This window comes from beta proteobacterium MWH-UniP1 (genome assembly GCA_036362785.1).
Classification (GTDB): Bacteria; Pseudomonadota; Gammaproteobacteria; order Burkholderiales; family Burkholderiaceae_A; genus Lacustribacter.
In genome coordinates, this window is the sequence record CP143625.1 from 682569 (window position 1) to 708934 (window position 26366).

Here is a 26366-nt window from a genome sequence, read left to right on the forward strand (position 1 = left end):
AATGCCTTTCCCTTTAAAGCCCGAACCGGATTACAGCCACGGCACACCGCTGCGCACCGGTGTGTTGTTGATCAATCTGGGCACGCCCGATGCGCCGACAGCGCCTGCTTTACGCAGCTATCTGAAAGAGTTTCTGTCAGACCCGCGTGTGGTGGAGATTCCCAAGCTAGTCTGGTGGCCCATTCTGAATGGCATCATTTTGAATGTGCGGCCGCAGAAGTCTGCCGTGAAATACGCCAGCATCTGGATGGACGAGGGCTCGCCGCTTCGTGTCTACACCGAGCGTCAGGCCGCTTTAATTAAAGCTGAACTTGTCAATCGCGGGGTTGATGTGGATGTCGACTACGCCATGCGTTATGGCAACCCCAGCATTCCTGCGGTGATAGAGCAGATGCGCGCCCGTGGTCTGCGCCGCTTGTTGGTGCTGCCCATGTACCCGCAGTATTCATCGAGCACCACGGCGACTGCGTTTGATGTGCTGATGGATGAATTCACCGCCATTCGCAATCAGCCCGATCTTCGACTGATTCGCAGTTTCCATGATTACGACCCGTATATCTCGGCGCTTGCCAAGAGTGTGGAGCGGCATTGGGCCGCCCATGGCCGGGGTGATCTACTGCTCTTTAGTTTCCACGGTGTGCCCAAGCGATCGCTGTTAAAGGGCGACCCCTATCACTGCGAGTGCCATAAGACCGCACGGTTGGTGGCTGAAAAGTTGGGCCTTCCTACTTCCGCCTGGCGCCTGGCCTTTCAGTCGCGATTCGGCAAGGCCGAGTGGCTAAAGCCGTACACGTCTGAAGTGATCCATGACCTGCCCAAGCAGGGTGTTAAAACGCTAGATGTCATGTGCCCAGGTTTTCCTGCCGATTGCTTGGAGACACTGGAAGAGATCGCCATGGAGGGCAAGGAAGATTTCTTAACGGCGGGTGGCGAGCACTATCGTTACATTCCCTGCCTGAACGATGATGCGAATGGCATTTCTGCTTTGACGGACCTGATCGAGCAGCACATGCAGGGCTGGCCCGTTAAGCGCGCCGAAGTGCCCACCCAGGGCGAGCTGGAGTTGCAGCGCGCACGTGCATTGCAGCGCGGCGCTGAGAAATAGTTTTCTGTGGTGTCAGACACCGGGTTTCTCGCTCAGGACCTCTGACACTTTTTGGGTGATCGCCAACTCTTGCGAAGTGAGCGGGTCTGCAGACTGTAGTTGATGGGCTAGCACATCGAGCGTGGCCTCTGATGCGTCTTTTTCGCTTTGCTGGCGTTGCAAGATTCGTTCGCGACAAATCTCTGGCGCCACATCTGCATCCATGATCGTGGCAGGAACGCGGAGTTGTGCCGCGAGCGCAATAAACCTTTCGCGCAAGAGGTGGCGTAAAAAGGTGGCATCGACAATCACGCCAAAGCCAGCCTGCAAAAGCCTGGCGGCCTGTTGTTCCAAGTGATGAAAGGTGTCTTGCGTCGCCTGCTCTTGATACAGCGCTGTATTGAGTTCGGATCGGCTGCTCTCTTGAGCAGCAAGCCCATGCAGGCGCTTGCGCTCTACATCTGAGCGCAGCCGAATCATGCCCCTAGATTCCAAAATACGTTGCGACGCATAGGTCTTTCCGCTGCCAGAGAAACCATGCATCAGCATGAGTGTTGGAACTGGTGGGGATGAGAATTCCGTGGCAAGGGTCAAATAGCGATTCGCATCATCCGATTTCTTTTGATGCAGACTAATTTTGGCCCGCACCAATGCACGATAGGCTGCATAAAACGGAAGGGTGACCAGCCCCGCGCAGTCTCCCGTGTGTTCCAGCCAGCGGTTGAGCATACGCCAGGCCAGTGGCTTGTGGTTCCGCGCGCATAAGTCCATGAATAAAAATGCGATTTCGCTCATCACATCAATACAGCGCAGCGTGTCGCTAAATTCGATACAGTCAAAGATTAGCGGCCGACCCTCGGCCCAGGCGATATTGCCCAGGTGTAAATCACCATGCCCATCTTTCACAGCGCCTTGCTGTTTGCGTGCGGTGAAGACGGGTGTGAGTCGATTGATGTCTTTTTCGGTCCATTGTTGTAGTGCCTGAATCCTTTGGTCTTCGGGCAGCATGGCCGCGAGTTCGGCCAGGTTTTCTCGGGCGATTCGGGCGACTTCGGCGGCGCTTCCCAGTGGACTGTCCGCTGGGATTGATGGCTCGCTTTGGTGAAACTGCGCGATCCGGTCCGCAATCGCATCGATCTGGGCTGGCTCAACGGTCGCGGCATGGTCTAGTGTGGCGTCGGCCTCAAAAGCCTTCATCTTGACTGCCCACTCGACAATCTCGTTTGGGGCGGGTGGGGTTGTTGGGTCAATGGCCCATTCGTTCGTACTAGCGCTAAACACAATCGGCACCACGCCCAGATAAATCTCGGGCGCAAACCGCTGGTTCAGTCGGATTTCTTCTTCGCAAAAATGCTTTCGGCGCTCAAGGGTCAGAAAGTCAACAAAGGCAAACTTCACCGGCTTTTTGATCTTGTAGGCGAACCTGCCTGCGATCAGTACCCAGGAGATATGGGTTTCGATTGGCCGCGGCTGTGTGTCTGGATAACGCCTCGACAAGTTATCGAGTAGGGCGGGAATGTTCACGGTGTCAGGCACGGTGTTTCAATCACCACATTTTTACTTTCTACTTGCCCCATAGCGACGACAATGGCGCCGCCCAGATGCCGCCCCCCAAGGTCATCGTCTCGGTCCCGTCGTAAAGCAACACCCCCATTTTGAATTGCTTGCCCGCTAGACTGGCCAGCTTTTTCAGCCCACGAAAATCGGTCTCTTTAACGGTGGCGGCTGCTTTGACCTCGACCCCTATCAATAGCCCGGCAGTATTTTCAATCACAATATCTACCTCAAACTTGTCTAAGTCCCGGTAGTACATCAGTTGGTAATCCCCCTCCGCTGTGGTCGTGTGCTTGAGCAGTTCACTAAAGACAAAGGTTTCCAGCACGTTGCCAAATCGCGTACGGTCTTGATGTGCCTCGTCGGCGGTTAAATCGAGCAACGCCGCTAGCAATCCGGAATCAATGAACTGCAGCTTCGATGTTTTCACTAAACGGTTTAGGCGGTTGCGTGCCCAGACATCGATACGCTTCAGCAGGTACATCTGCTCGAAAACACTCACGTAACGCGAGGCAGTCTTGCCGTCTAGTCCGACCTGGCCACCGAGTTGTGTGTAATTGCACATTTGGCCAGCCGTCTGCGCCAGGGCGCGCAGGAATCGCGGTAGTTGACCCAACTTTTCGATGCTTGCCACATCACGAAGGTCACGCTGAATGATTGCGTCGATGTATTGACGTGCCCAAGCGACACGGCGCCTGGGCGATGCGCGCGCAATTGCTTCGGGGTAGCCGCCGCGCATTACCCGTTCGATAAGATCACCGCCAATTGCAGGCTGATCTACCTTGAGTATCTGACCCGCGAAGGCGCGATCGATCCAGTTCGCTGAGCGCGACTCGATTTCGCTCTGCGATAAAGGGAGTAGCGAGAGGGTTTCCATTCGGCCGGCAAGTGAGTCAGCCACGGTTGGCAGCGCCATTAAGTTGGCTGAACCGGTCAGCAGGAACCGGCCAGGGCGCCGGTCTTCGTCCACGCTCTTTTTGATGGCCAACAGCAGCTGAGGTGCGCGCTGGATTTCATCAATCACAGCCCGATCCAGGCTACGAATCATCCCGGCCGGATCCTCCCGTGCCGACAGCAATGTCAGTTCGTCATCCATCGTCAGGTAACGAAAGCCCTGCTGCTCTGCGATACGCCGCACCAGGGTTGTCTTCCCGGCCTGACGAGGGCCTGCCAGCAACACGACTGGCGTGTCCAGCAGGGCTTCAGCGACGCGTGGTTGGATTCGACGCGGGAAAAGGGCTGCTACATTCATGTGGTGATGGTACCGTAAATCTCGGAAGCAAGATACGTAAATTTCGGAATTAAACTACGTAAATCCCGGAATTTAGTAAATATAAATCAAAGCGATAGTCTGTTTAGAACGAATTCGGGTGCCTTGAGAGGCCGCATCAAAGTGTGTCTGACACCTCGCTGGACTGCCGGGCCAAGATACCCCCTTGAATCCCCTAAATTCGTCCCCATCTACAGGAAATCCGTGTTGAACAGAAGGCACCCTCATGACCAATCAAGACAAAGAACAACAACCCAAGTCTGAAGACACTGCCGGCTTGACCGACCAGGAGCTAGACCAGGCCGCCAAGGCCGACCAGCCGCTATCCCTGGAAGCCCAGCTCGAAGAGGCGCTGGCCAAGGTCAAGGCCTGGGAAGAAGAGTACCTGCGGGCCAGGGCCGATATGGAAAACCTGCGTAAACGCAGTGCCCAGGAAGTGATCAATGCCGGCAAGTTCGCCATTGAATCCTTTGCCGAGGCCCTGCTACCCGTGGCCGACAGCCTGGAAACGGCACTCAGCCTGGAAAACCAGACCTTTGAGGGCTTGCGTGGCGGTGTGGAACTCACGTTGAAGCAGCTGCAGCAGGCCTTCCAGAAAGGCCGCTTAGCGGTCGTGGACCCCAAGGGCGAGAAATTCGATCCCAACCGCCACCAGGCGGTCTCCATGGTCGATGGCAGCACCCAGGCCCCCCCGGTGGCCTCGGGCCACGTGGTGGCGGTGATGCAAAAGGGCTATACCGTGGCCGAGCGGGTCTTGCGGCCAGCCATTGTGGTGGTCGCCCAGTAATCTTGAAATCAACGAATTCACCCCCATTTACCGAAACAACTGAATAACCCTTTTTGAAGGAACGCAAACATGGCAAAGATTATTGGTATTGACCTGGGCACCACGAACTCGTGTGTGGCCATTTTGGAAGGCGGCACGCCCAAGGTGATTGAGAACTCTGAAGGCGCCCGCACCACCCCATCAATCATCGCCTACATGGAAGACGGCGAGATCCTGGTGGGCGCGCCTGCAAAGCGTCAGGCGGTGACCAACCCCAAGAACACGCTCTATGCAGTAAAGCGCCTGATCGGCCGCAAGTTCGACGAAAAAGAAGTTCAAAAAGACATCGATCTGATGCCTTTTGAAATCTCCAAGGCCGATAACGGCGATGCATGGGTCAAGGTCCGCGATAAGAAGCTGGCACCCCCACAAGTGTCCGCCGAAGTGCTACGCAAGATGAAGAAAACCGCCGAAGACTATCTTGGCGAAGAAGTGACCGAGGCCGTGATCACAGTACCCGCTTACTTTAACGACGCGCAGCGCCAGGCCACCAAAGATGCTGGCCGCATTGCTGGCCTGGAAGTCAAACGCATCATCAACGAACCCACGGCCGCAGCACTAGCTTTCGGTTTAGATAAAGCTGCCGGCAAAGATCGCAAGATCGCGGTCTATGACCTGGGTGGCGGTACGTTTGACGTGTCGATCATTGAAATTGCTGACGTAGATGGCGAGAAGCAGTTTGAAGTGCTTTCCACCAACGGTGACACCTTCTTGGGTGGTGAAGACTTCGACCAGCGCATCATCGATCACATCATTGAAGACTTTAAAAAGCAAAGCGGTGTTGATCTTTCCAAAGACCCGATTGCGCTGCAGCGGATCAAAGCGGCTGCCGAGCGGGCCAAGATCGAGTTGTCGTCTAGCCAGCAGACCGAATTGAATGAGCCGTACATCGCCATGGCCAATGGCGCTCCTGTGCACCTGACCTTTAAGATCACGCGTGCCAAGCTCGAGTCTTTGGTCGATGAGCTGATTGCCCGCACGATCGAGCCCTGCAAGATCGCGCTGAAAGACGCCGGCGTGTCGGCATCGGATATTGACGATGTGATTCTGGTGGGCGGTATGTCCCGCATGCCCAAGGTGCAAGATGCAGTCAAGGCCTTCTTTGGCAAAGAGCCACGCAAAGACGTGAACCCCGATGAAGCCGTTGCCGTTGGTGCAGCCATTCAGGGCTCGGTGTTGGCTGGTGACCGTAAAGACGTGTTGCTTTTGGATGTCACACCTTTGTCTCTTGGTATCGAGACCCTGGGCGGTGTGATGACCAAGATGATTCAGAAGAACACCACGATCCCGACCAAGTTTTCGCAGGTCTTCTCGACTGCGGATGACAATCAGCCGGCCGTGACGATCAAGGTCTTCCAGGGTGAGCGTGAATTGGCCAATGCCAACAAGCTGCTCGGTGAATTCAATCTGGAAGGCATTGCGCCTGCACCACGCGGTACGCCGCAGATCGAAGTGACCTTTGATATCGATGCCAACGGTATTTTGCATGTGTCCGCAAAAGACAAGGCCACTGGCAAAGAGAACAAGATCACCATCAAGGCAAACTCTGGCTTAACGGATGACGAGATCCAGAAGATGGTCAAAGACGCTGAAGCCAACGCTGAAGAGGATAAAAAGCGTGTGGCCATGGTCCAGGCCCGTAACGCTGGCGAAGCCATGGTGCATTCGGTGAAGAAATCATTGGAAGAGCACGGCGATAAGATCGACGCTGATGAAAAGGCCAAGATCGAAGAAGCGATTAAAGAAGCCGAGGCCGCCTTGAAGACGGAAGACCAGGCACAGATCGAAGCCAAGACTGAGAACCTGATGAAGGCTTCTCAGAAACTGGGCGAAAAGGTCTATGCCGATGCGCAGGCTGCTGGTGCTGCCGCTGCGTCTAGCGGTGCGCCAGGTGCGAACGCAGGTGGCGCAAAGGCCGACGACGTGGTCGATGCTGATTTCAAGGAAGTGAAGCGTGACTAATGTCCAAGCGCGACTACTATGAAGTGCTTGGCGTAGCGAAAAACGCATCCGACGACGAGCTTAAAAAAGCCTATCGTAAGTTAGCGATGAAATATCACCCGGACCGCAATCCGGGTGATAAGGCTGCCGAGGAGAAATTCAAAGAGGCCAAAGAGGCCTATGAGATGCTCACCGACGCTGAAAAGCGTGCGGCCTATGATCGCTTTGGTCATGCGGGCGTTGACCCCAATGCCGGTGGTTTTGGTGGCGGAGGTGGTTTTGCAGGCGGCGGTTTTGCGGACGCGTTTGGCGATATCTTTGGCGACATCTTTGGTGGTGCAGCCGGTGGCCGCGGTGGGCGCAGCAACGTCTATCGTGGTGCGGATCTGCGCTATTCCATGGAGATCTCGCTAGAAGAAGCGGCCAATGGCATGACCACCGAGATCAAGGTGCCCACTTGGGAAAAGTGCGGCACCTGTGATGGTTCGGGCGCCAAGCCGGGCACGAAACCCGAGATCTGTAAGACCTGTGACGGTCAAGGACAGGTCCGCATGCAGCAGGGCTTCTTCTCGATTCAGCAGACCTGCCCAAGCTGTCATGGCCGTGGCAAGACGATCAAAGAGCCCTGCCCAAGCTGTCGTGGTGAAGGCCGTATTCGCAAGCAGAAAACACTGGAAGTCAAAATCCCTGCTGGTATTGATGACGGCATGCGGATTCGCTCGGCTGGCAATGGCGAGCCCGGTGTGAATGGTGGACCCAGTGGTGATCTGTATGTTGAGATCAGCATCCGGCCCCATCGAGTCTTCTCGCGCGATGGTGATGATCTGCACTGTGAAGTGCCGATCAGTTTTGCGCGTGCTGCATTGGGTGGCTCAGTGGATGTACCCACGTTGGGTGGTAAGGCCAGCTTCGATGTGCCCGAGGGCACGCAGAGCGGCAAGACCTTCCGGCTACGTGGCAAGGGCATTAAAAACGTTCGCTCCAGCCTGCCCGGTGATCTCTACTGCCACGTGGTGATTGAGACACCAGTCAAACTCACCGATAAGCAGCGCAAGCTCTTACAAGAGTTTGAATCTTCTTTGGAGGAGGGTGGCGAGCGCCACAATCCCCAGAGCAAGAGCTGGATGGATAAGGTGAAGGACTTTTTTAACTAAAAGCGATCGGGTGTCAGGCATCGTGCCTGACACCGCTTTATCCTGCGCCTCCTAGAAAAGCGCACTCAATTTCTCTTTGTTCGGCGCAAGCACCACACCTTTTTCGGTGATCAATCCAGTCACCAGCTCTGCGGGTGTCACATCAAACGCGGGGTTACGAATCATGACCCCCGGTGGTGCCCAGCGGGATTCGCCGTAGCCTGTGACCTCATTGTGGTGGCGTTCTTCAATCGGAATATCGGCGCCACTCTCGATCGTCATATCAATGGTGGACAAAGGGCAGGCCACATAAAATGGAATGCCATGCCGGTGGGCAAGTACCGCCACCATATAGGTGCCGATCTTATTGGCCACATCGCCATTGGCCGCCACCCGATCGGTGCCAACCACCACGGCATCAATCTCACCTGCGGCCATCATGTGGCCGGCCATATTGTCAGTAATCAGTGTGACCGGAATGCCCGATTGCATCAGCTCCCATGCGGTCAGTCGCGCTCCTTGCAGTACAGGCCTGGTCTCATCGGCAATCACGGATATCTTTTTTCCCGCCTCGACCGCAGAGCGAAAGACACCAAGTGCTGTGCCGTGGCCTGCGGTGGCTAGCGCCCCTGCGTTGCAATGGGTCAGCACACGCGCACCGTCTTTTAACAGTGCCTGGCCGTGGGCACCCATGGCACGGTTAATCGCAATGTCTTCTGCGTAAATATTGTGGGCTTCTTGCAGCAAGGCCTGGGCGATTGTTGAGGTGTCCGATGGGGTGTCCGGTGGGGTGTCAGGCACGGTGTCAGACACCCTGCTGGAGGTGTCTGACACCGTGCCTGACACCGCTTCTAAAACGGAGCGCATACGGTCTAGCGCCCAAAAGAGATTTACGGCGGTGGGGCGGCTCTTGGCCAGAACATCAAACCCGGCTTCTAGCTCCGATATAAAGCGTTCAAGCGATTGGCCCTGAAGTCGCTGGGCTTCGACTGCCACCCCATAGGCCGCAGCCACACCGATGGCTGGCGCGCCCCGCACCACCAAATCACGAATGCCCTGGGCTACCTCTGCAGCACTTTGATAAGCAATGTAATTGCATTGCAGGGGCAGGGCCCGTTGATCGAGCAGCTCAAGCTGCTGGTGATGCCAGCGCAGGGTTTCATATTTCAAGGATCAATGCCCCTCAAACGCGGTGAGCGCAAACACATCCACGCCAAGTGCGGTCAGCCGCTGGGTGCCGCCGATATCGGGCAGATCAATGGCAAAGGCACACTCCACCACTTCGCCACCAAGCTTGCGAATCAGGGTGACGGCGGCCTCGGCGGTGCCGCCGGTGGCGATTAAGTCGTCAACTAACAAGATCCGCTCACCGGGGTTGATCGCATCGGCGTGGATTTCAATCCGGTCAACGCCGTATTCCAGTTCGTAGTCTTGGCCAACCGTCTCGGCAGGGAGCTTTCCTTTTTTCCGAATGGGGACAAAACCAATACCCATGGCATAGGCCAGTGGCGCGCCCAAAATAAAGCCCCGGGACTCAATGCCAGCGACTTTATCGATAGCGGCATTGCCATAACGCGCGACCAACTCATCAATCATGATGCGAAAGCCCACCGGGTCTTTCAGCAGGGTGGTGATGTCGCGAAAGAGAATGCCCTCTTTGGGGTAGTGGGGGATGGTGCGGATATAAGACTTTATGGACATGGTCTTCCTTCGCCCTGCCTGCAGGGCAACCTGGTGTTGCTCGATTGGTTCAATAATCAAGCGGCCGATGAATGTCAAAACAACGGGTTATTGTCCCGCTGCATTTGGCCCGTAGGTTTTAAATTTATCAAGCACAGCCGACATTTCTGCGTCACTTAATAAAACTGGATCGCCAAGCTGCAGGGCCCGCCAGTATTGCTCGCACAAGCCTTCCACTTCGGCGGCCACCCGCATGGCATCGCTTAGGTTTTTTCCAATGGCGATCATGCCGTGATTGGCGAGCAAACAAGCCTTGCGATCTTGTAGTGCCTGCACCGCATGGTTTGAGAGTTCTTGGCTACCGAAGATGGCATAGGGGGCGCAGCGAATGGTGGTGCCACCGGCCACCGCAATCATGTAATGAAAGGGCGGAAGGTCTTTGTGCAGGCAGGCAAGTGTTGTGGCAAAGGGCGCATGGGTGTGGACCACCGCATGAATTTCAGGCCGTGCCGCGTAGATATCGTGGTGAAAGCGCCATTCGCTGGATGGGGCAAGCGCGCCGTGCGGCACACCCTTGGCGTCGACTTCCACCATCATGTGAAGGGCAAGCTGGTCGGTTGGCACACCCGATGGCGTGACCAAAAAAGAGGAGGGTGACATGCGCACCGACACGTTGCCGGAACTGCCACGATTTAACCCCATCGATTCCAACTTTTGCATGGCCTGCAAAATGGCGAGTCGATGCGAAGCGGTGTTCATGGTGTCAACTGGCTTTGTTCAAAACCCGGCCGGCTACCGCATCTAATTTTTGAAGCATGGCGGGGTCGCGGGCTGCGGGCGGAGTGATGATGGCGAACTCCAATGCGCTCTGGCAGGCACAGCTGAGGCGGCCTGGGTTCTTGGCCAGTCTGGGAATCGCCGACTGCACCAATTGTTTTGCTTTGTCGGCATTGGCCGTGAGTACTTGAATGATTTGATCAACGGTCACGCTGTCATGGTCGGGGTGCCAGCAGTCATAGTCGGTCACCATAGCGACCGACGCATAGCAGATCTCGGCTTCACGGGCCAGCTTGGCTTCCGGCATATTCGTCATGCCGATCACATCACAGCCCCAGGATCGATAGAGTTCGGACTCTGCCAGACTGGAAAACTGTGGCCCTTCCATCACCAGGTACGTACCCCCGCGAACAGCAGAAATGCCTGCCTCTTTGGCGGCCTGCTCAATTTGGTCGCCAAGCCGATTGCAGACCGGGTGGGCCATGGACACATGGGCGACACAACCGGTTGTGAAAAAAGACTTCTGCCGGGCAAAGGTGCGATCAATGAATTGATCCACGATCACAAAGGTGCCGGGCGTTAAGTGCTCTTGCAGCGAGCCCACCGCACTGACGGAAATAATTTCGGTGACACCCGCACGCTTTAGGGCGTCGATATTGGCCCGGTAGTTGATCTCGCTTGGCGGTATTTTGTGGCCGCGGCCATGCCGGGGTAAAAACACAAGTTGTTGGCCATTTAGCTCGCCAAAGAGCAACTCATCCGATGGGGCGCCAAAGGGCGATTCAACTTTTTGCCAACGGGTGTTGGTCAAACCATCAATGTTGTACACGCCACTGCCACCAATAATGCCAATGACAGCCTGTGTGTTGGTACTTGTCATACGTTTTGATTAGAAAGAATCGTTAAAAAATCTGGTTGATATTCGCTTTAAAAAGCACGCGTGGCCATGTAAAGGGCCAGCAACAAAAGCATATAGGCAAAGACCCGTTTAAGGGACGTCACCTGCATGCGATGGGCAGTTCTGGCGCCAATCGGTGCTGTCAAAAGCGATGATGCTGATACCGCAACCAGTGCTGGTAAATAGATGTAGCCCAGAGAGCCAGCGGGTAGATTGGCTTCGGTGGTGCCGGCCACCACATAGCCCACTAAGCCGCCAGCAGCAATTGGAAACCCAAGGGCGGCAGAAGTGCCCACGGCCTGGTGCATGACCACGTTGCACCAGGTTAAAAAAGGTGTCGTGATGAAACCACCGCCCGCACCGACCAGGCTGGAGATAAAGCCGATCAAGGAGCCCATCAAGCCAAGGCCCGTGGAGCCGGGAACATCACGCGATGGCTTTGGTTTCTTACTGCGAAGCATCTGCAAGGCAGAAAAGCCAACAAACACCGCGAAGAACAGGGCCAACCACGAACTCTTTAGCGCACCGGCAAAGTTGGCGCCGATAAACGTGCCAACGAAGGCACCAATGCCCATGGGTTTGGCGATATCCCAACGCACCGCCCCCTTTTTGTGGTGGGCGCGGACACTGGAGAGCGATGTAAACAAAATCGTGGCCAACGATGTGGCAATCGCTACCTTCACGATCAGTTCACTGGGAAAGCCATTGAGCGTGAACAGAAAAGTCATAAAGGGCACCAACAGCATGCCGCCGCCAATACCCAGGAGTCCTGCCATGAATCCGGTCATTGCACCGAGCACAATCAGTGCAATCAGCATGAGTGTCATGGGCGACTCGTTGGTTTAGAAAAGACGCTCTTGGGGTGTTAAGGCTAGATCTAGCTTGGCGGTGATTTCTGCAATTTTCTTCTCGATCACCGCCTGATCGGCTTGGGAAGAGGAACTGTTGTTGGTTAAGCAATCGCGGGCCAGTGTCAGTGCTGCCATCACGGCGATTCGATCGGCGGCCTGAAGCTTGCTCTGGGTCTTCACTTGGCGCATGCGGGTATCGACCAGCGAGACACATTCCATGAGCAGGGCTTTTTCTTCGGGCTGGCAAGACAGCTGATAGGTTCGATCCAGAATCTGGACATCGAAACGTTCGGCTTTGGATGTGCTCATGGTGTGGTGGGCTTAGCGATAGATGGGCTATTTTAGCCCAGCACCCCCGCCCAACCGCACGGTTTCGGCTTACAAAGCCTTATTGATTGAGCTGCCGGCGAATTTCTGGGATGAGTTCACCGGCGGTGCAGCCAATCACGCCCCCAAGCCGCTGGCTCAGGCTGTCTGCTGCCTGACCGTGGATCCGAACTGCGGTAATCGCTGCGGTATACGCCAAGGTATCCGCCAAGTTATCCGCCGCGGTGTCAGACACCTTGTCGGAGGTGTCTGACACCGTGTTCTCCATGCCCTGGGCAATCAAGGCACCCAGAAGGCCAGTCAGCACATCGCCAGTTCCCGCAGTGGCCAAGGCCGGGTTGCCGGTGGTGTTGGTCACCGGGGGCTGACCGGGGGCCTGAATCACCGTGCCCATGCCCTTGAGCACCACAATCGACTGAAGTTGCTCGTAAAGCTGTGCCGCGGCCTTGTGTCGGTCCGACTGTATCTCGGCCACTGATTGACCAAGCAGTCGCGCGGCCTCGCCGGGGTGGGGCGTGATCACGGTGGGACTGCTTCGCCTTGCGCATTGGCGCATCAGTGCTGGGTCTTCGGCCATCAGATTCAAGCCATCCGCATCAATCACCACCGGGGCCTGTTTGGCGAGCACTTCTTTCAAGATCTGATGGGCTGCGTCGGACTCGCCCAGGCCAGGACCAATACACCAGGTGGTGATCGGTTTGGATTTGGACTGCGCAAAATCAATCACCATAAGTTCGGGGTGCACGACATCCATGACCAGTCCGTCGTGCAGATTGGGCCGCACGATATACACGCGGCCCGCCCCTGAAAACAACGCAGCTCGGCCGCTTAAAAATGCAGCGCCAACGGTGCCCGCAGCGCCCCCAACAATGCCAACCGCGCCATGGCTGGCCTTGTTCGAATCGGGGGCACGTTGAAAAATTGGCATTAGCTTGGTTTAAGGGCGTTTTTAATTTGTTCCAGCGCGTTGGGATCTTCTAGTGTAGTCAGATCGCCAGAATCCCGGCCCTCGGCCAGTGCCTGCATGGAGCGGCGCAGGAGTTTGCCAGAGCGGGTCTTGGGCAGAATAGTGACAAAGTGCACACGCGATGGCCGTGCAATGGCACCTAACTCATGATCGACGGTGGCCATAATGGCTTTTTCTTCCGCGGTCCGGCCTTCGGGGCTACGAATCCCGTCATTGTTTTTCAGCACACAAAAGGCCAGGGGCACTTGGCCCTTGAGCGCATCGGCCACACCCACCACCGCCACTTCGGCCACATTGGGGTGGGCCTGAATGGCCTCTTCGATTTCACGGGTGCCAAGGCGGTGGCCAGCCACGTTAATCACGTCATCGGTGCGGCCCAGGATGAAGTAGTAACCATCTTTGTCACGAATCGCATAGTCAAAGGTGGAGTAGTACTGCTTGCCGGGCACTGCCGTGAAATAGGTTTTTAAGAAGCGCTCATCATCACCCCAGACGGTTTGTAGACAGCCGGGCGGCAGTGGGGGTACAGCGCAGAGCATGCCTTTTTCATCGGCACCCACTTCTTTGTAATTAGATTCATGAATGAGCCGCAGATCGTAGCCATAGACTGCAAAGCTTGGGCTACCGAATTTCGTGGGTGTGTCTTCAACGCCAGGCTGGGCGGACATGATCGGCCAGCCCGATTCGGTCTGCCAGTAGTTATCAATAATCTTTGCGCCACCCAGGGCGCTGGATATCCACTTGGCGGTGGGCTCATCGAGCGGTTCACCGGCCAAGAACAGGCGACGCAGGCACTTGGTGTTGTGCTTGGTCATGTAGCTCTGGTCTTGTTTTTTCAAGACACGTGCTGCGGTGGGTGACGAGAACATGGTGGTCGCCTGGAAGCGCTCCACAATGCTCCACCAGATACCTGGGTCAGGATTGGTGGGCATGCCTTCGTACACGATGGTGGTGGAACCATTAATCAGCGGCGCATAGACGATATACGAGTGGCCCACCACCCAGCCAATGTCGGACGTGCAGAAAAACACTTCGCCAGGCTTGCAGTCAAAGATGTGTTTCATCGATGCGGCAAGCGCCACACAGTAGCCGCCCGTGTCACGCTGCACGCCCTTGGGCTTACCCGTGGTGCCCGATGTGTACAGGATGTATGACGGGTCGGTGGCAAGCATCTCTTCACAGGCAACGGGCCTACCCATGTGTTGCTCGCGAAGGGATTTGTAATCGACATCACGGCCATCTACCTGGGTCATCTGGGCCAGGCCACGGTTGACCATCAATACTTTTTTCGGTGGCGTGTGGGCCAGGCTGCAGGCTTCATCCACCAAGTGCTTATAGGGCACTTCCTTGCCATTACGCATGCCGGCATCGGCGGAGATCATGACGGTGGGCTGGGCATCGTCAATGCGGGCGGCCAGCGAAGGTGCAGCAAAGCCACCGAAGACCACCGAGTGAATGGCACCAATTCGCGCGCAGGCCAGCATGGCAAAGATGGCTTCCGCGATCATGGGCATGTAGATCAGCACACGGTCGCCGCGCTTCACCCCGAGTGATTGCAGGATAGACGCCATGCACTGGACTTCTTGGTACAGGTCTTTATAAGTGTAGATTTTTTCTTCTTTGACCTCGGTGGAGATATAAACCAGGGCTTTTTGATCACCGCGGGTGGCCAGGTGGCGGTCCACGGCGTTATGGCAGAGATTGATTTTTCCACCGACATACCACTTGGCAAAGGGTGGGTTGGAGAAGTCTAGAATTTTTTCTGGCGGCGTAAACCAATCAACAAACTTGGCCTGTTCCCCCCAGAAGCCTTCTTTGTCTTTGATCGAGCGCTCGTGAAATGCAGCGGTAATGGTGGCCATGCTTGTCTCCTTGAGCTTTGTTTTTGTAAAGCTTATGTCACATGCAGTACATCGCCGGGAACCCGGACCCATCCTTCCATCAGAATTCTTGCGCTACGGCTCATGATCACTTTGGTCACAGTCCACTCACCATTGGTGTGTTGGGCCTGCGCCCCCACCCGCAATGTTCCGGATGGATGCCCAAAGCGTACTGCCTGCCGTTCCACACCGCCAGCGGCAATGTTGACTAGCGTACCGGGGATTGCCGCGGCCGTGCCGATCGCCACCGAAGCCGTGCCCATCATGGCGTGATGAAGCTTGCCCATCGACAGTGCGCGGACCAATAGATCAATGTCTTGTGCCTTGACGGTTTTTCCGCTGGAAGCCACGTAGTCGCGCGGCTTGGCAACAAAGGCCACCTTGGGCGTGTGCTGGCGTGTGGCGGCTTCGGACACATCTTTGATCAGACCCATCTTCACCGAACCATGGGCGCGAATCGTTTCGAACATGGCCAGCGCCTTGGGATCGTTGTTGATCTGGTCTTGTAATTCGCAGCCGGTGTAGCCAATCGCTTCGGCATTTACAAAGATGGTGGGAATGCCAGCGTTAATCATGGTGGCCTGCAATTGGCCAACGCCGGGTACATTCAGCGTATCGATCAGATTACCCGTGGGAAACATGGCCCCACCCACACCATCTTCTTCGGCAGCCGGATCAATAAATTCGATCTGCACTTCAGCGGCAGGGAAGGTCACGCCGTCTAACTCAAAGTCACCGGTCTCTTGGACTTCGCCATTGGTGATTGGCACATGGCCGATGATGGTCTTGCCAATATTGGCCTGCCAGATGCGAACGACTGCAATGCCGTTTTGCGGCACACGGGCGGGGTCGACTAAGCCGTTGCGAACGGCAAAGGGACCCACCGCTGCAGATAGATTGCCGCAGTTGCCGCTCCAGTCGACAAAGGCCTTGTCAATCGAGACCTGGCCAAACAGATAGTCCACATCATGATCGGGCCTGGTGCTCTTAGAGAGAATCACCGCCTTGCTGGTGCTGGAGCTGCCATTGCCCATGCCGTCGATCTGTTTGCTATAGGGGTCTGGGCTGCCAATCACACGCAACAGAATTGCATCGCGCACAGCACCGGGCTGTTGGGCTGCTGCGGGCAGGTCTTCCAAACGAAAGAAGACGCCTTTGCTTGTGCCGCCACGCATATAAGTGGCCGGAATTTTAATTTGCGGGGAATGGGTCATGAGTGTTGGGCTTATCGGCTTGGTGTCAGACACCGGTTTTCAACGGCGAGGTGTCAATCCAAGGTGTCAGACACCCAAAAGCGGTGTCTGACACCTTGCAGTTGATTTCGTGCATTTAAGCGGCCGCCTCCAGAAAATCTTGGGCGAATCGCTGTAACACACCGCCGGCCTCGTAGATGGATACTTCTTCGGCAGTATCAAGGCGACATAGCACCGGAACCTCTTCGGTCTTTCCATTCTTGCGATGGATGACCAACGTCAGCGTGGCGCGTGGTTCGCGTTTGCCAATCACGTCATACGTTTCGGTGCCATCTAAACCCAGTGTCTTACGGGTGGTGCCAGTCTGGAATTCCAGTGGCAACACACCCATGCCCACCAAGTTGGTGCGGTGAATCCGCTCAAAGCCCTCGGCCGCAATCGCTTCCACACCAGCAAGCCGCACACCCTTGGCGGCCCAGTCGCGAGATGAACCCTGGCCGTAATCGGCACCCGCAATGATGATGAGCGGCTGCTTGCGGTTCATATAGGTCTCAATGGCTTCCCACATGCGCATGACTTTGCCTTCTGGCTCAACACGGGCGAGCGACCCCTGCTTGACCTTGCCGTTTTCCACCACCATTTCATTCATGAGTTTGGGATTGGCAAAGGTCGCCCGCTGGGCCGTCAGGTGATCGCCACGGTGGGTGGCGTAAGAGTTGAAGTCTTCTTCCGGCAGGCCCATCTTGGCAAGATATTCGCCTGCGGCGCTATCTGACATGATGGCGTTCGATGGCGAGAGGTGATCGGTGGTGATGTTGTCCGGCAGAATCGCCAAAGGCCGCATGCCCTTTAATGTCCGCTCTCCCGCCAATGCACCTTCCCAATAAGGCGGCCGGCGGATATAGGTGCTCATGGGCCGCCAGTTGTAAAGCGGGCTGACTGCCTCTGAAGATTCCACGCGAACCTGGAACATGGGGTCATAGACCTTGCGGAATTGCTCGGGCTTCACGCTCTTGGCCACCACCGCATCAATCTCTTCGTCGCTTGGCCACAGATCAGCTAAGCGAATGGGTTTGCCAGAACTATCTGTGCCCAGCACATCTTTTTCAATATCAAAGCGAATCGTGCCGGCAATCGCATAGGCCACGACCAGCGGTGGCGATGCTAAAAACGCCTGCTTGGCATAGGGGTGAATACGGCCATCGAAGTTTCGGTTGCCAGATAACACGGCTGTTGCATAGAGATCACGATCAATAATCTCTTTTTGAATCTTGGAGTCGAGTGCACCACTCATGCCGTTACAGGTGGTGCACGCAAAGGCCACCACACCAAAGCCGAGTTTCTCAAGCTCGGGCATTAAGCCGGCCTCTTCTAAGTAAAGCGCCACCGCTTTGGAACCCGGCGCCAAAGAACTCTTCACCCAGGGCTTGCGCAGCAGACCCGCACGATTGGCATTTCGTGCAAGTAACCCTGCAGCAATCATGTTGCGGGGGTTGTTGGTATTGGTGCAGCTGGTAATTGCCGCAATGATCACGGCACCATCAGGCATCTGGCCGGGAACATTTTCCACCACACCAGAGATTCCCTGTGCCGCAAGGTCCGTGGTGGCCACGCGCTTATGGGGGTTGGAAGGCCCCGCGATATTGCGAACCACTGTTGAAAGATCAAACGACAAGACACGCTCGTACTGCGCGTTCTTTAATGCATCTGCCCACAGGCCTGTTTGCTTGGCATAGGTCTCAACGAGTTTGATGAGCGATTCGTCACGGCCTGTGAGCCGCAGATACTTAATCGTCTGCTCATCGATATAAAACATAGCGGCCGTTGCACCGAACTCAGGCGCCATGTTGGAAATGGTGGCCCGATCGCCAAGGGTTAAGTTGCTTGCGCCCTCGCCAAAGAATTCTAAATAGGCAGATACCACACGCTCTTTGCGCAAGAACTCGGTAAGTGCCAAGACAATATCGGTAGCAGTAATGCCAGCACGGGGTTTACCGGTGAGGTGTACACCAACAATATCCGGCAGCCGCATGTAGGAGGCACGGCCCAGCATCACGCTCTCAGCTTCTAAGCCCCCCACACCAATCGCAATCACGCCGAGTGCATCGACCATGGGGGTATGGCTATCGGTACCCACCAGGGTGTCGGGATAGGCCACACCATTGCTCACCTGAATCACGGGCGACATGCGCTCTAAATTAATCTGATGCAGGATGCCGTTGCCAGGTGGAATCACATCGACATTTCGAAAGGCTTTTTTGGTCCAGTCAATAAAGTGAAACCGGTCTTCGTTACGGCGATCTTCAATGGCCCGGTTTTTGGCAAAAGCATCGGGGTCAAAGCCGCCGCACTCCACGGCCAGAGAGTGATCCACGACAAGCTGCGTGGGCACCACGGGATTCACCTGGGCAGGGTCACCGCCTTTTTCAGCAATGGCATCACGCAAGCCAGCAAGATCAACGAGAGCGGTCTGGCCCAGAATGTCGTGGCAGACCACACGGGCCGGGAACCAGGGGAAGTCCAGATCCCGTTTGCGCTCAATGAGCTGCTTGAGTGAGTCGGTGAGCATCTCGGGCGCGCAGCGGCGCACCAGATTTTCTGCCAGCACCTTGGATGTGTACGGAAGCCCGTCGTATGCGCCTGGCGCGATGGCATCGACCGCTGCCTTGGCGTCAAAGTAATCAAGCGAGGTGCCGGGAAGTGATTTGCGGAAGGCGGTGTTCATGTCGCGTGCATCTCCTGCCGACACCTGCCCAAGAGAACAGGCGTCGTATTCGGGTGGTTATGGTCGTTTGTCGATTGGAACGAATTTCTGGTCTTCGGGGCCGGTGTAGTTGGCACTGGGCCGAATAATTTTTCCATCAGCCCGCTGCTCAATGATGTGGGCGCTCCAGCCCGATGTGCGCGAGATGACAAAGAGCGGGGTGAACATGGCCGTGGGCACACCCATCATGTGATAGCTCACTGCGCTGAACCAGTCCAGGTTGGGAAACATTTTTTTCGCATCGGCCATCACGGCCTCAAGGCGCTCGGCAATGTTGAACATCTTCATGTCTTTGGCCATGTGCGACAAATTGCGGGCCACTTCTTTGATCACTTTGTTGCGCGGGTCGGCAATCGTGTAGACCGGGTGGCCAAAGCCAATCACCACTTCTTTGTTTTCCACACGGCGGCGGATATCGGCCTCGGCCTGATCGGGGTTGTCATAGCGCTTCTGGATTTCAAACGCGACTTCATTAGCTCCACCGTGTTTCGGGCCACGCAAGGCGCCGATGGCACCGGCAATGCAGGAATAAAAATCAGAGCCCGTGCCGGCGATCACGCGGGCGGCAAAGGTCGATGCGTTGAATTCGTGTTCGGCATAAAGAATCAACGAGGTATGCATGGCCTGCACCCACTCTTTGGGCGGCGTTCTGCCATGGAGCAGGTGTAAGAAGTGGCCACCGATGGAATCATCGTCGGTTTCCACGTCAATCATCTTGCCGTTGTGGCTGTAGTGATACCAGTACAGCAGCATCGAGCCCAGGGAAGCCATGAGCCGATCGGCAATGTCTTTGGCGCCAGGCGCGCCGTGATCATCTTTTTCAGGCAGGTTGCAGCCCAGTGCGGATACGCCGGTGCGCATCACATCCATGGGGTGGGCCGATGCGGGCAGGGACTCTAATGCCTGCATGACACTGGCGGGCAGGCCACGCAGGGCCTGCAGTTTTGTTTTGTAACCGTTGAGTTCGGCACGATTGGGCAGCTTGCCGTGCACGAGCAGGTAGGCGATTTCTTCGAATTCGCAGACATCGGCCAGATCCAAGATGTCATAGCCACGATAGGCCAGGTCGTTACCCGTGCGGCCAACGGTACATAGCGCGGTGTTGCCTGCGGCAACGCCAGAAAGAGCAACTGATTTTTTGGCTTTGGGGGCGTTCGGGGTTTCAAGCGTCATGATGTTTTAAAAAGGGAGTGGGGTTGCTTGGAAAAAACTGCGGCACATGATGCGCCGCAGTTGATGCTTATTTCTTTTGGAACAGGGCGTCGAGTTTGTTTTCGAAATCCCAGTAGCCAATTGAATCGTATAACTCTTGACGCGTCTGCATCAGGTTTACGACATTTTTCTGTGTGCCGTCTCGCCGGACAGCCTCATAGACGGTCTGCGCCGCCTTGTTCATGGCACGAAACGCCGACAATGGGTACAACACCATTGCGACATCAGCGCCCCTTAGCTCCTCCACGGTATAAAGCGGTGTTGCACCAAATTCTGTAATGTTGGCCAGCACGGGCACCTTCACAGCTTTGGCAAATTCTTTGTACATCGAGAGCTCGGTCATCGCCTCGGGGAAGATGGCATCGGCACCGGCTTCCACGCAGGCGCAGGCCCGATCAATGGCGGACTGCAGGCCCTCGACTTGTAGTGCATCGGTGCGGGCCATGATCACAAAGTCGCTGTCGGTCTTGGCATCTGCGGCGGCTTTTACACGGTCCGCCATTTCTTCCTGGCTGACAATGGCCTTGCCAGGGCGGTGGCCGCAGCGTTTGGCCCCCACCTGGTCTTCAATGTGCATAGCGGCTGCGCCAAACTTAATTAGCGATTTGGTGGTGCGGGCAATATTGAAGGCTGATGCGCCAAAGCCGGTGTCGACATCGACCAGAAGCGGCGTGTCGCAGACATCGGTGATGCGGCGAACGTCGGTTAAGACATCGTCAAGACCGGAGATGCCCAAGTCTGGAAGGCCAAGTGACCCGGCGGCAACGCCGCCACCAGACAGGTATATGGCCCGAAACCCCGCGCGCTTGGCTAATAACGCATGGTTTGCATTGATCGCGCCGATAATTTGAAGTGGTTTTTCTTCTGCAAGCGCCTGTCTAAAGCGACGTCCTGCAGATTGGCTCGGCTGCGACATACCTGTTTCCCCCTGATGTTTTGCCACTTGTTGGGTTGAAAGATACGCCCCTTGGCCTAGGATGAGAATCCGTCATTTTTGGCTGAGCCTTCGTGATTTGCGAAGGCTTGGAAGTTTGGCTAGAGTCTTCCCATGATCTGGAAACCTAGCCATGTTTAACCCCAGCAAAGACGACGTCCGCCGCTTTTTCTGCGACGCCTGGGCCAAGTCCCGGCATCAGTTGCCCTTGACGCCGCTTGAGACCATTGCGGTCGATTGGATTGGGGAGCACCCCGAATACCACGACGACCTGGCCGATGTGTACGCAGCCCTGACCCGGGAATATCCAGTAGACGGGGGCCGCACCAATCCTTTTTTGCATTTGTCCATGCACTTATCGATTGAAGAGCAGGTGTCGATCGATCAGCCTCCTGGTATTCGCGCGGCTTTTTCAAAGTTATCCCAACGGCTCGATAGCCGGCACGAGGCCATGCATCAGGTGATGGAGTGTCTGGGCGAAGTCTTGTGGCGATCGCAGCGGGACAATGCCCCGATCGATGCCAATGCCTATATCGAATCAATTCTGAAGCGGGCATCGTCATGATCAATCCCCAGCGGGTGGATTTCATGACCTTGAAGCTCTTGCTGGCGATTGCCCAGACGGGCTCGATCACCAAGGCCGCAGAGAGTCTTCACTTGGCCCTGGGTGCGGCGAGCACCCGCATTCGTGATTTAGAAGAACGAATGGGGGTGTCGCTGTTATCCCGCCATGCCCGTGGGGTGCGGTTTACTGAAGCGGGCAATGCTGTTTTACACCACGCCCGCTCCATTGAGCGTGAACTGGCCCAGATGGAATTTGAAGTGGGCGACTTGGCCGCGGGCATTCGTGGCCATGTGCGGATCGTGGCCAATGCCAGCTCAATTGCGACAGTTCTGCCCGCAGATTTGGCCGAGTTTTTAAAGGTCCACCCACGGGTGCGGATTGATTTGGCTGAACGCACCAGCCGTGAGATTCAACAGTTGGTGGGCGACGGCGATGCCGAGATTGGCGTATTTGCTGGCGAAATACTGCGCCAAGATCTTCAGGTGTTGCCTTACCACCAAGACACACTGGTGGTGATGGTGCCCAATCATGCCGACTGGCAGGGCCAGCGCACCATCACCATAGAAGCCCTGCTGTCAGAAGACCTGATTCTTTTGCAAGAGGGCGGCTCGATTCAGGAGTGGCTGGCCGATGCGGCAAGAAGTCATGGTGTCCACCCCAAAATTCGGGTGCAGGTGAAGGGCTTTGATGCCATTTCACAGCTGGTGGCCGCAGGCCTTGGCATTACTGTTTTGCCAGAAATCGTGGCCAAGCGTTTTAGTCGCTTGTTGGGATTTAAAACCCTGACCATTCATGGGGCACAGACGGAGCGGGCTTTGTCGATCTGCCATGGCGATATGAAACAGTTATCACCTGCAGCAACCGATTTGTTGGGGTTTTTTGCTAATCGGGCGGAAACGTTTTTGTCCGGAACTCGCAAAGATCATTGATGGAACAGCGCCAGCACTCTGGCCTTCTGGCTTTGCAGATGTAGCGGCCATGCAGAATCAGCCAGTGATGGGCATTGCGTTTGAATTGCGCGGGTACCAGCCGCTCTAATCGCTTTTCCACTTCCAGCACAGTTTTGCCTGGTGCGATCTTGGTTCGGTTGGACACCCGAAAAATATGGGTGTCAACGGCAATCGTCTCCCAGCCAAAGGCGGTGTTTAGCACCACATTCGCAGTCTTTCGGCCAACGCCGGGCAGGGCTTCTAAAGCCTCGCGGCTCTCAGGCACTTCGCCGCCATGATCACGAATCAAAATCTCGCAGGTCTGCAGCAGATGCTTGGCCTTGGTCTTATAAAGCCCAATGGTTTTGATAAAGGATTCAAGCTTTGCTTCGCCAAGATTCAGAATCGCCTGCGGCGTGTTGGCCACGGGAAATAATTTTCTTGTAGCAGCGTTGACCGACACATCAGTAGCCTGGGCCGATAGCAAGACGGCAGCCAGTAATTCAAACGGTGTGGTGTATTCGAGCTCTGTTGTGGGGTTTGGGTTGGCCTTTTGCAGGCGGCCAAAGATTGCCTGGCGTTTTTCCAGGTTCATTTGGCATCACCACTTGCGACTCTTTGTGATGCCCGAGCCCGCGCACGCTCTAAGACGCTATTGAGCCGGTCGGCACTTGGCGCGGGTGTTGCCTTGTGTGCGGCGAGTCGATCAAGTCGTTGTTGTCGATTTAAAAATAGCGCACGCGATCGTTGCGCATCTTCTGTGCGCCAGGCCGAGGCCTGCTTTGGCATCTGCATGGAGATGCAATCCACAGGGCAGGGGGCCACACAGAGTTCACACCCGGTGCAGTCATCCACCAAGACCGTGTGCATATGCTTAAAGCCCCCCAAGATGGCATCAACGGGGCAGGCCCGAATGCAGACTGTGCAGCCAATGCATCGGGTCTCATCAATCACCGCGATTTGTCGTGGGCTCTCAACGCCATTGGCGGGGTTCAGGGGCTGATAGGCCTGGCCGGTGAGTTCTGCTAGGCGCCGAATACCTGCATCACCACCGGGGGGGCACTGGTTAATGGCGGCTTCGCCCTGCGCGATGGCTTGCGCATAGGGCCGGCAGGCCGGGTAGCCGCAACGCGTACATTGCGTCTGCGGCAACACCGCATCAATGGCGTCGGATAAATTCGCTAATTTTGGGGGCAACTTGCTCACGCCAGCGTCGTCCACTAAAGATGCCGTAGTGGCCTGCCTTGGGCACCACCAGATCTTGCTGGCGATGGCTGGGAATACCAGTGCACAAGTCGTGGGCCGCCTGTGTTTGGCCTGGGCCAGAGATGTCGTCTAACTCCCCCTCGACCGTGAGTAGCGCAGTCTTGGTGATGTCTTGGGGCCGAACGGGTTTTCCGCGGACGGTCCAGGTGCCCTTTGGCAGGGCATGCTCTTGGAAGACCACGCGAATGGTGTCCAGATAAAACTCAGCGGCAAGATCTAAGACCGCGTTGTATTCGTCATAAAAAGCACGGTGGCTTTCGGCGCTGTCACCATCCCCTTTGATGAGCTGCAGATAGTAGTCGTAGTGGGATGTCAGGTGCCGGTCTGGGTTCATGGCCACAAAGCCTGCATGCTGCAAAAAGCCCGGGTAGACCTTGCGCAGATAGCCGGGGTATTTGTGGGGCACGGTGTAGATCACATGATTTTCAAACCACGAATAGGGCTTTTGAATTGCCAGATCGTTGACCGATGTGGGGCTTTTGCGTGTGTCAATGGGCCCGCCCATCATGATGATGGAGCGTGGCACCGCTGGGTCGTTGTCGCTTGCCATCAGCGATACCGCAGCCAAGACGGGCACCGTGGGCTGGCAGACCGACATGACATGTAGATCAGGGGCGAGCAGGGTAATGAATTCCCGCACGTAGTCCACGTAATCATCAAGATGAAATGGCCCAAGGTTGAGCGGAACCAGCCGTGCATCGACCCAGTCGGTAATAAACACTTCGTGGTTGGGCAGAAGTGTCCGAACGGTGTCGCGCAGCAGCGTGGCGTGATGGCCCGAGAGTGGCGCCACCAGCAGCAACTTTGGGTCGTTGGGCCGCGGCAAGTCTTGCGGAAACTGCCGCTCGAAATGCAGCAGCTTGCAAAATGGTTTTTCACACACTACCCGCTCAACCACTGGCACATCCACACCATCAATGGATGTGGTCTTCAGACCAAAGGCGGGCTTTTCGTATTCTTTGCCAAGCCGATGCACCAAGTCAAAGGCGGCAGACATGCGCTTTGAAAACGGCAAATAAGACAGTGGGCTGTACGGGTTGGTGTAGAGCGAAGCGCTTGCACCGGCAACCTTACTCATGGGCTGCCAGATGGAACGCTGGAATTCGTGGAGTTGATAGAGCAAGTGGTATTACCCCCTGCGGCGCATCTTACCAGTAGTTTTCCACTGCGATTTGGCCTGGACTCGATTGCCGGCTGGTCTGGAAACCCTTTGCTTTCAATGCCTTGCGCGTGTCATTCACCATCTCGGGGTTGCCGCAGAGCATGATGCGCGATTTGTCTAAGTCAAGCGCAAGCCCCGCCTGCTGCTCTAGTTCTCCGGACGGGATCAGGTCGGTGAGTCGTTTGGATAACAGTCCGGGGATGGTCTCTCGGGTGACTACGGGCACATAGATCAGCTTGTGGGCGTACTCGGCAAAGAGCTCGTGTTCTGGAAAGTGTTGGATCGTTTGTTGGTAGGCCAGTTCATTGGCATGACGCACGCTGTGCACCAAGACAATGTGTTCAAACGATTCCCATACTGTTGGGTCTGCAAGTATTGATAAAAACGGCGCAATGCCTGTGCCGGTGGAGAGTAGCCACAGGTCTTGCCCGCCGGTGAAACGGCTCAGCGTTAAAAAACCGTGGTTTTGTTTGTCGATCAGCAGCGTGTCACCCACACGCAGCCGAGATAGTTCGCTTGTGAATTCCCCGTTCGGAACAACGATGGAATAAAACTCCAGGAATTCGTCATACGGACCCGAGACCATGGAGTAAGCACGCCAGGCCACCGACCCGTCTGGTTTTTCAACACCAAGACGGGCGAATTGGCCGGCAGTAAATCGAAATGCTTTGGGGCGGGTGGTACGAAAAGAAAAGAGGTGGGGCGCCCAGGGGTGAATCCAGGTGATGGTCTCGCGCGAGAACTTGTCCTGGGGATCGTTGCTCACTTCTCCAGCAGTCCGCGTTTGTCTTTGACTTCTGCCCACTTGTCAGCGTCTTCAAAGTGGGGCTCCATGCGGGTGATGGTGGGCCAGTTTTGGGCGAGTTCTGCATTGATGGCAATGAAGTCTCTTTGATCGTTTGGCACGTCTTCTTCCGCAAAGATGGCGCTGACTGGGCACTCGGGGATGCAGACGGCGCAGTCAATGCATTCATCGGGGTCGATCACCAGAAAATTGGGGCCCTTGCGGAAGCAGTCCACGGGACAGACGTCCACACAGTCGGTGTAGCGGCATTTGATGCAGGATTCAGTCACAACGTGGGTCATAGTGGTTCTTTCGGGTTTATGCTGTTTGTTCGTGCGCTGGTCGGCGCTAAACTTGGCATTTTAGCGA

Annotated in this window: 25 protein-coding genes; 6 read left to right on the forward strand and 19 right to left on the reverse strand. The window is 55.9% G+C overall.

The genetic code is table 11. The features are described from left to right. Position 1 precedes the first annotated feature (1 nt). Positions 2 to 1105 (forward strand): ferrochelatase, encoded by a 1104-nt coding sequence (gene hemH / locus AOB54_03320; protein WVN42421.1) that lies wholly within the window; start codon positions 2 to 4, stop codon positions 1103 to 1105. Positions 1106 to 1117: 12 nt separating this feature from the next. Here the strand turns inward: hemH and AOB54_03325 are convergent, their stop codons facing one another. Next, positions 1118 to 2620 (reverse strand): AAA family ATPase, encoded by a 1503-nt coding sequence (locus tag AOB54_03325; protein ID WVN42422.1) that lies wholly within the window; start codon positions 2618 to 2620, stop codon positions 1118 to 1120. 28 nt (positions 2621 to 2648) lie between these two features. After that, positions 2649 to 3890 (reverse strand): ATP-binding protein, encoded by a 1242-nt coding sequence (locus AOB54_03330; GenBank protein WVN42423.1) that lies wholly within the window; start codon positions 3888 to 3890, stop codon positions 2649 to 2651. Between the two features lie 244 nt (positions 3891 to 4134). On the opposite strand from AOB54_03330, the gene grpE reads away from it, so the two are divergent. The 3 genes from grpE to dnaJ all read left to right on the forward strand — a co-directional run bounded on the left by grpE (position 4135) and on the right by dnaJ (position 7829). Further along, positions 4135 to 4695, forward strand: coding sequence for a nucleotide exchange factor GrpE (gene grpE / locus AOB54_03335; GenBank protein ID WVN42424.1), 561 nt, complete (start codon positions 4135 to 4137; stop codon positions 4693 to 4695). A gap of 69 nt (positions 4696 to 4764) precedes the next feature. Beyond that, positions 4765 to 6696 (forward strand): molecular chaperone DnaK, encoded by a 1932-nt coding sequence (gene dnaK, locus AOB54_03340; GenBank protein WVN42425.1) that lies wholly within the window; start codon positions 4765 to 4767, stop codon positions 6694 to 6696. Then, positions 6696 to 7829 carry a molecular chaperone DnaJ gene (gene dnaJ / locus AOB54_03345; protein WVN42426.1) on the forward strand — a complete coding sequence of 378 codons (1134 nt, stop codon included), beginning with the start codon at positions 6696 to 6698 and terminating at the stop codon, positions 7827 to 7829. Before dnaK ends, dnaJ begins: the two co-directional genes overlap by 1 nt. Before the next feature lie 51 nt (positions 7830 to 7880). On the opposite strand, the gene mtnA is transcribed toward dnaJ, so the two are convergent. The 12 genes from mtnA to prpB all read right to left on the reverse strand — a co-directional run bounded on the left by mtnA (position 7881) and on the right by prpB (position 21273). Then, positions 7881 to 8978 carry an S-methyl-5-thioribose-1-phosphate isomerase gene (gene mtnA / locus AOB54_03350; GenBank protein ID WVN42427.1) on the reverse strand — a complete coding sequence of 366 codons (1098 nt, stop codon included), beginning with the start codon at positions 8976 to 8978 and terminating at the stop codon, positions 7881 to 7883. 3 nt (positions 8979 to 8981) lie between these two features. Continuing rightward, the gene (locus AOB54_03355; GenBank protein WVN42428.1) at positions 8982 to 9509 is read right to left on the reverse strand and encodes an adenine phosphoribosyltransferase; all 528 of its coding nucleotides are present in this window, start codon (positions 9507 to 9509) and stop codon (positions 8982 to 8984) included. An 87-nt stretch (positions 9510 to 9596) separates the two neighbouring features. Continuing rightward, positions 9597 to 10247, reverse strand: a complete 651-nt coding sequence (locus AOB54_03360; GenBank protein WVN42429.1) for a class II aldolase/adducin family protein — start codon at positions 10245 to 10247, stop codon at positions 9597 to 9599. Between the two features lie 4 nt (positions 10248 to 10251). After that, the gene (locus tag AOB54_03365; protein ID WVN42430.1) at positions 10252 to 11145 is read right to left on the reverse strand and encodes an S-methyl-5'-thioadenosine phosphorylase; all 894 of its coding nucleotides are present in this window, start codon (positions 11143 to 11145) and stop codon (positions 10252 to 10254) included. Between the two features lie 47 nt (positions 11146 to 11192). Beyond that, positions 11193 to 11990, reverse strand: coding sequence for a sulfite exporter TauE/SafE family protein (locus AOB54_03370; GenBank protein ID WVN42431.1), 798 nt, complete (start codon positions 11988 to 11990; stop codon positions 11193 to 11195). Between the two features lie 15 nt (positions 11991 to 12005). Beyond that, positions 12006 to 12323: a cell division protein ZapA gene (locus AOB54_03375; GenBank protein WVN42432.1), complete on the reverse strand. Its 318-nt coding sequence runs from the start codon at positions 12321 to 12323 to the stop codon at positions 12006 to 12008. Between the two features lie 79 nt (positions 12324 to 12402). Next, entirely contained in the window at positions 12403 to 13269 is an 867-nt protein-coding gene (locus AOB54_03380) for an NAD(P)H-hydrate dehydratase (protein ID WVN42433.1), read from the reverse strand. Then, positions 13269 to 15170 carry a propionate--CoA ligase gene (locus AOB54_03385; GenBank protein WVN42434.1) on the reverse strand — a complete coding sequence of 634 codons (1902 nt, stop codon included), beginning with the start codon at positions 15168 to 15170 and terminating at the stop codon, positions 13269 to 13271. Before AOB54_03385 ends, AOB54_03380 begins: the two co-directional genes overlap by 1 nt. Before the next feature lie 32 nt (positions 15171 to 15202). Beyond that, positions 15203 to 16402, reverse strand: coding sequence for a 2-methylaconitate cis-trans isomerase PrpF (prpF, locus tag AOB54_03390; protein WVN42435.1), 1200 nt, complete (start codon positions 16400 to 16402; stop codon positions 15203 to 15205). 115 nt (positions 16403 to 16517) lie between these two features. Beyond that, positions 16518 to 19106, reverse strand: coding sequence for a Fe/S-dependent 2-methylisocitrate dehydratase AcnD (gene acnD, locus AOB54_03395; GenBank protein ID WVN42436.1), 2589 nt, complete (start codon positions 19104 to 19106; stop codon positions 16518 to 16520). A gap of 57 nt (positions 19107 to 19163) precedes the next feature. Next, the gene (gene prpC / locus AOB54_03400) at positions 19164 to 20318 is read right to left on the reverse strand and encodes a 2-methylcitrate synthase (protein ID WVN42437.1); all 1155 of its coding nucleotides are present in this window, start codon (positions 20316 to 20318) and stop codon (positions 19164 to 19166) included. 67 nt (positions 20319 to 20385) lie between these two features. Continuing rightward, the gene (prpB, locus tag AOB54_03405; GenBank protein WVN42438.1) at positions 20386 to 21273 is read right to left on the reverse strand and encodes a methylisocitrate lyase; all 888 of its coding nucleotides are present in this window, start codon (positions 21271 to 21273) and stop codon (positions 20386 to 20388) included. A 151-nt stretch (positions 21274 to 21424) separates the two neighbouring features. Between prpB and AOB54_03410 the strand changes: the two genes are divergently transcribed. Together AOB54_03410 and AOB54_03415 are read left to right on the forward strand one after the other, a co-directional pair. Then, a complete protein-coding gene (locus tag AOB54_03410; protein WVN42439.1) occupies positions 21425 to 21856 on the forward strand; it encodes a DUF1841 family protein in 432 nt (143 codons plus the stop codon). Beyond that, positions 21853 to 22785: a LysR family transcriptional regulator gene (locus AOB54_03415; protein WVN42440.1), complete on the forward strand. Its 933-nt coding sequence runs from the start codon at positions 21853 to 21855 to the stop codon at positions 22783 to 22785. Before AOB54_03410 ends, AOB54_03415 begins: the two co-directional genes overlap by 4 nt. Here the strand turns inward: AOB54_03415 and nth are convergent. From nth to fdxA, 5 genes are read right to left on the reverse strand one after another with little or no spacing between them, the layout of a single operon-like run. Further along, positions 22739 to 23380, reverse strand: a complete 642-nt coding sequence (gene nth, locus AOB54_03420) for an endonuclease III (GenBank protein ID WVN42441.1) — start codon at positions 23378 to 23380, stop codon at positions 22739 to 22741. The two genes, AOB54_03415 and nth, sit on opposite strands and share 47 nt — an antisense overlap. After that, complete coding sequence (locus AOB54_03425; protein WVN42442.1) at positions 23377 to 23991, reverse strand: RnfABCDGE type electron transport complex subunit B; 615 nt, start codon at positions 23989 to 23991, stop codon at positions 23377 to 23379. Before AOB54_03425 ends, nth begins: the two co-directional genes overlap by 4 nt. Continuing rightward, complete coding sequence (gene phaZ, locus AOB54_03430) at positions 23945 to 25174, reverse strand: polyhydroxyalkanoate depolymerase (GenBank protein ID WVN42443.1); 1230 nt, start codon at positions 25172 to 25174, stop codon at positions 23945 to 23947. Before phaZ ends, AOB54_03425 begins: the two co-directional genes overlap by 47 nt. Before the next feature lie 25 nt (positions 25175 to 25199). Next, positions 25200 to 25979, reverse strand: a complete 780-nt coding sequence (locus tag AOB54_03435) for a ferredoxin--NADP reductase (protein ID WVN42444.1) — start codon at positions 25977 to 25979, stop codon at positions 25200 to 25202. Next, positions 25976 to 26299, reverse strand: coding sequence for a ferredoxin FdxA (gene fdxA, locus AOB54_03440; protein ID WVN42445.1), 324 nt, complete (start codon positions 26297 to 26299; stop codon positions 25976 to 25978). Before fdxA ends, AOB54_03435 begins: the two co-directional genes overlap by 4 nt. Positions 26300 to 26366 lie beyond the last annotated feature (67 nt).

Coding starts and splice junctions, on each gene's coding strand:
- hemH (WVN42421.1), top strand. CDS start 2: ATGCCTTTCCCTTTAAAGCCCGAACCGGATTACAGCCACGGCACACCG.
- AOB54_03330 (WVN42423.1), bottom strand. CDS start 3,890: ATGAATGTAGCAGCCCTTTTCCCGCGTCGAATCCAACCACGCGTCGCT.
- grpE (WVN42424.1), top strand. CDS start 4,135: ATGACCAATCAAGACAAAGAACAACAACCCAAGTCTGAAGACACTGCC.
- dnaK (WVN42425.1), top strand. CDS start 4,765: ATGGCAAAGATTATTGGTATTGACCTGGGCACCACGAACTCGTGTGTG.
- dnaJ (WVN42426.1), top strand. CDS start 6,696: ATGTCCAAGCGCGACTACTATGAAGTGCTTGGCGTAGCGAAAAACGCA.
- AOB54_03355 (WVN42428.1), bottom strand. CDS start 9,509: ATGTCCATAAAGTCTTATATCCGCACCATCCCCCACTACCCCAAAGAG.
- AOB54_03360 (WVN42429.1), bottom strand. CDS start 10,247: ATGAACACCGCTTCGCATCGACTCGCCATTTTGCAGGCCATGCAAAAG.
- AOB54_03365 (WVN42430.1), bottom strand. CDS start 11,145: ATGACAAGTACCAACACACAGGCTGTCATTGGCATTATTGGTGGCAGT.
- AOB54_03370 (WVN42431.1), bottom strand. CDS start 11,990: ATGACACTCATGCTGATTGCACTGATTGTGCTCGGTGCAATGACCGGA.
- AOB54_03375 (WVN42432.1), bottom strand. CDS start 12,323: ATGAGCACATCCAAAGCCGAACGTTTCGATGTCCAGATTCTGGATCGA.
- AOB54_03380 (WVN42433.1), bottom strand. CDS start 13,269: ATGCCAATTTTTCAACGTGCCCCCGATTCGAACAAGGCCAGCCATGGC.
- AOB54_03385 (WVN42434.1), bottom strand. CDS start 15,170: ATGGCCACCATTACCGCTGCATTTCACGAGCGCTCGATCAAAGACAAA.
- prpF (WVN42435.1), bottom strand. CDS start 16,402: ATGACCCATTCCCCGCAAATTAAAATTCCGGCCACTTATATGCGTGGC.
- acnD (WVN42436.1), bottom strand. CDS start 19,106: ATGAACACCGCCTTCCGCAAATCACTTCCCGGCACCTCGCTTGATTAC.
- prpC (WVN42437.1), bottom strand. CDS start 20,318: ATGACGCTTGAAACCCCGAACGCCCCCAAAGCCAAAAAATCAGTTGCT.
- prpB (WVN42438.1), bottom strand. CDS start 21,273: ATGTCGCAGCCGAGCCAATCTGCAGGACGTCGCTTTAGACAGGCGCTT.
- AOB54_03410 (WVN42439.1), top strand. CDS start 21,425: ATGTTTAACCCCAGCAAAGACGACGTCCGCCGCTTTTTCTGCGACGCC.
- AOB54_03415 (WVN42440.1), top strand. CDS start 21,853: ATGATCAATCCCCAGCGGGTGGATTTCATGACCTTGAAGCTCTTGCTG.
- nth (WVN42441.1), bottom strand. CDS start 23,380: ATGAACCTGGAAAAACGCCAGGCAATCTTTGGCCGCCTGCAAAAGGCC.
- fdxA (WVN42445.1), bottom strand. CDS start 26,299: ATGACCCACGTTGTGACTGAATCCTGCATCAAATGCCGCTACACCGAC.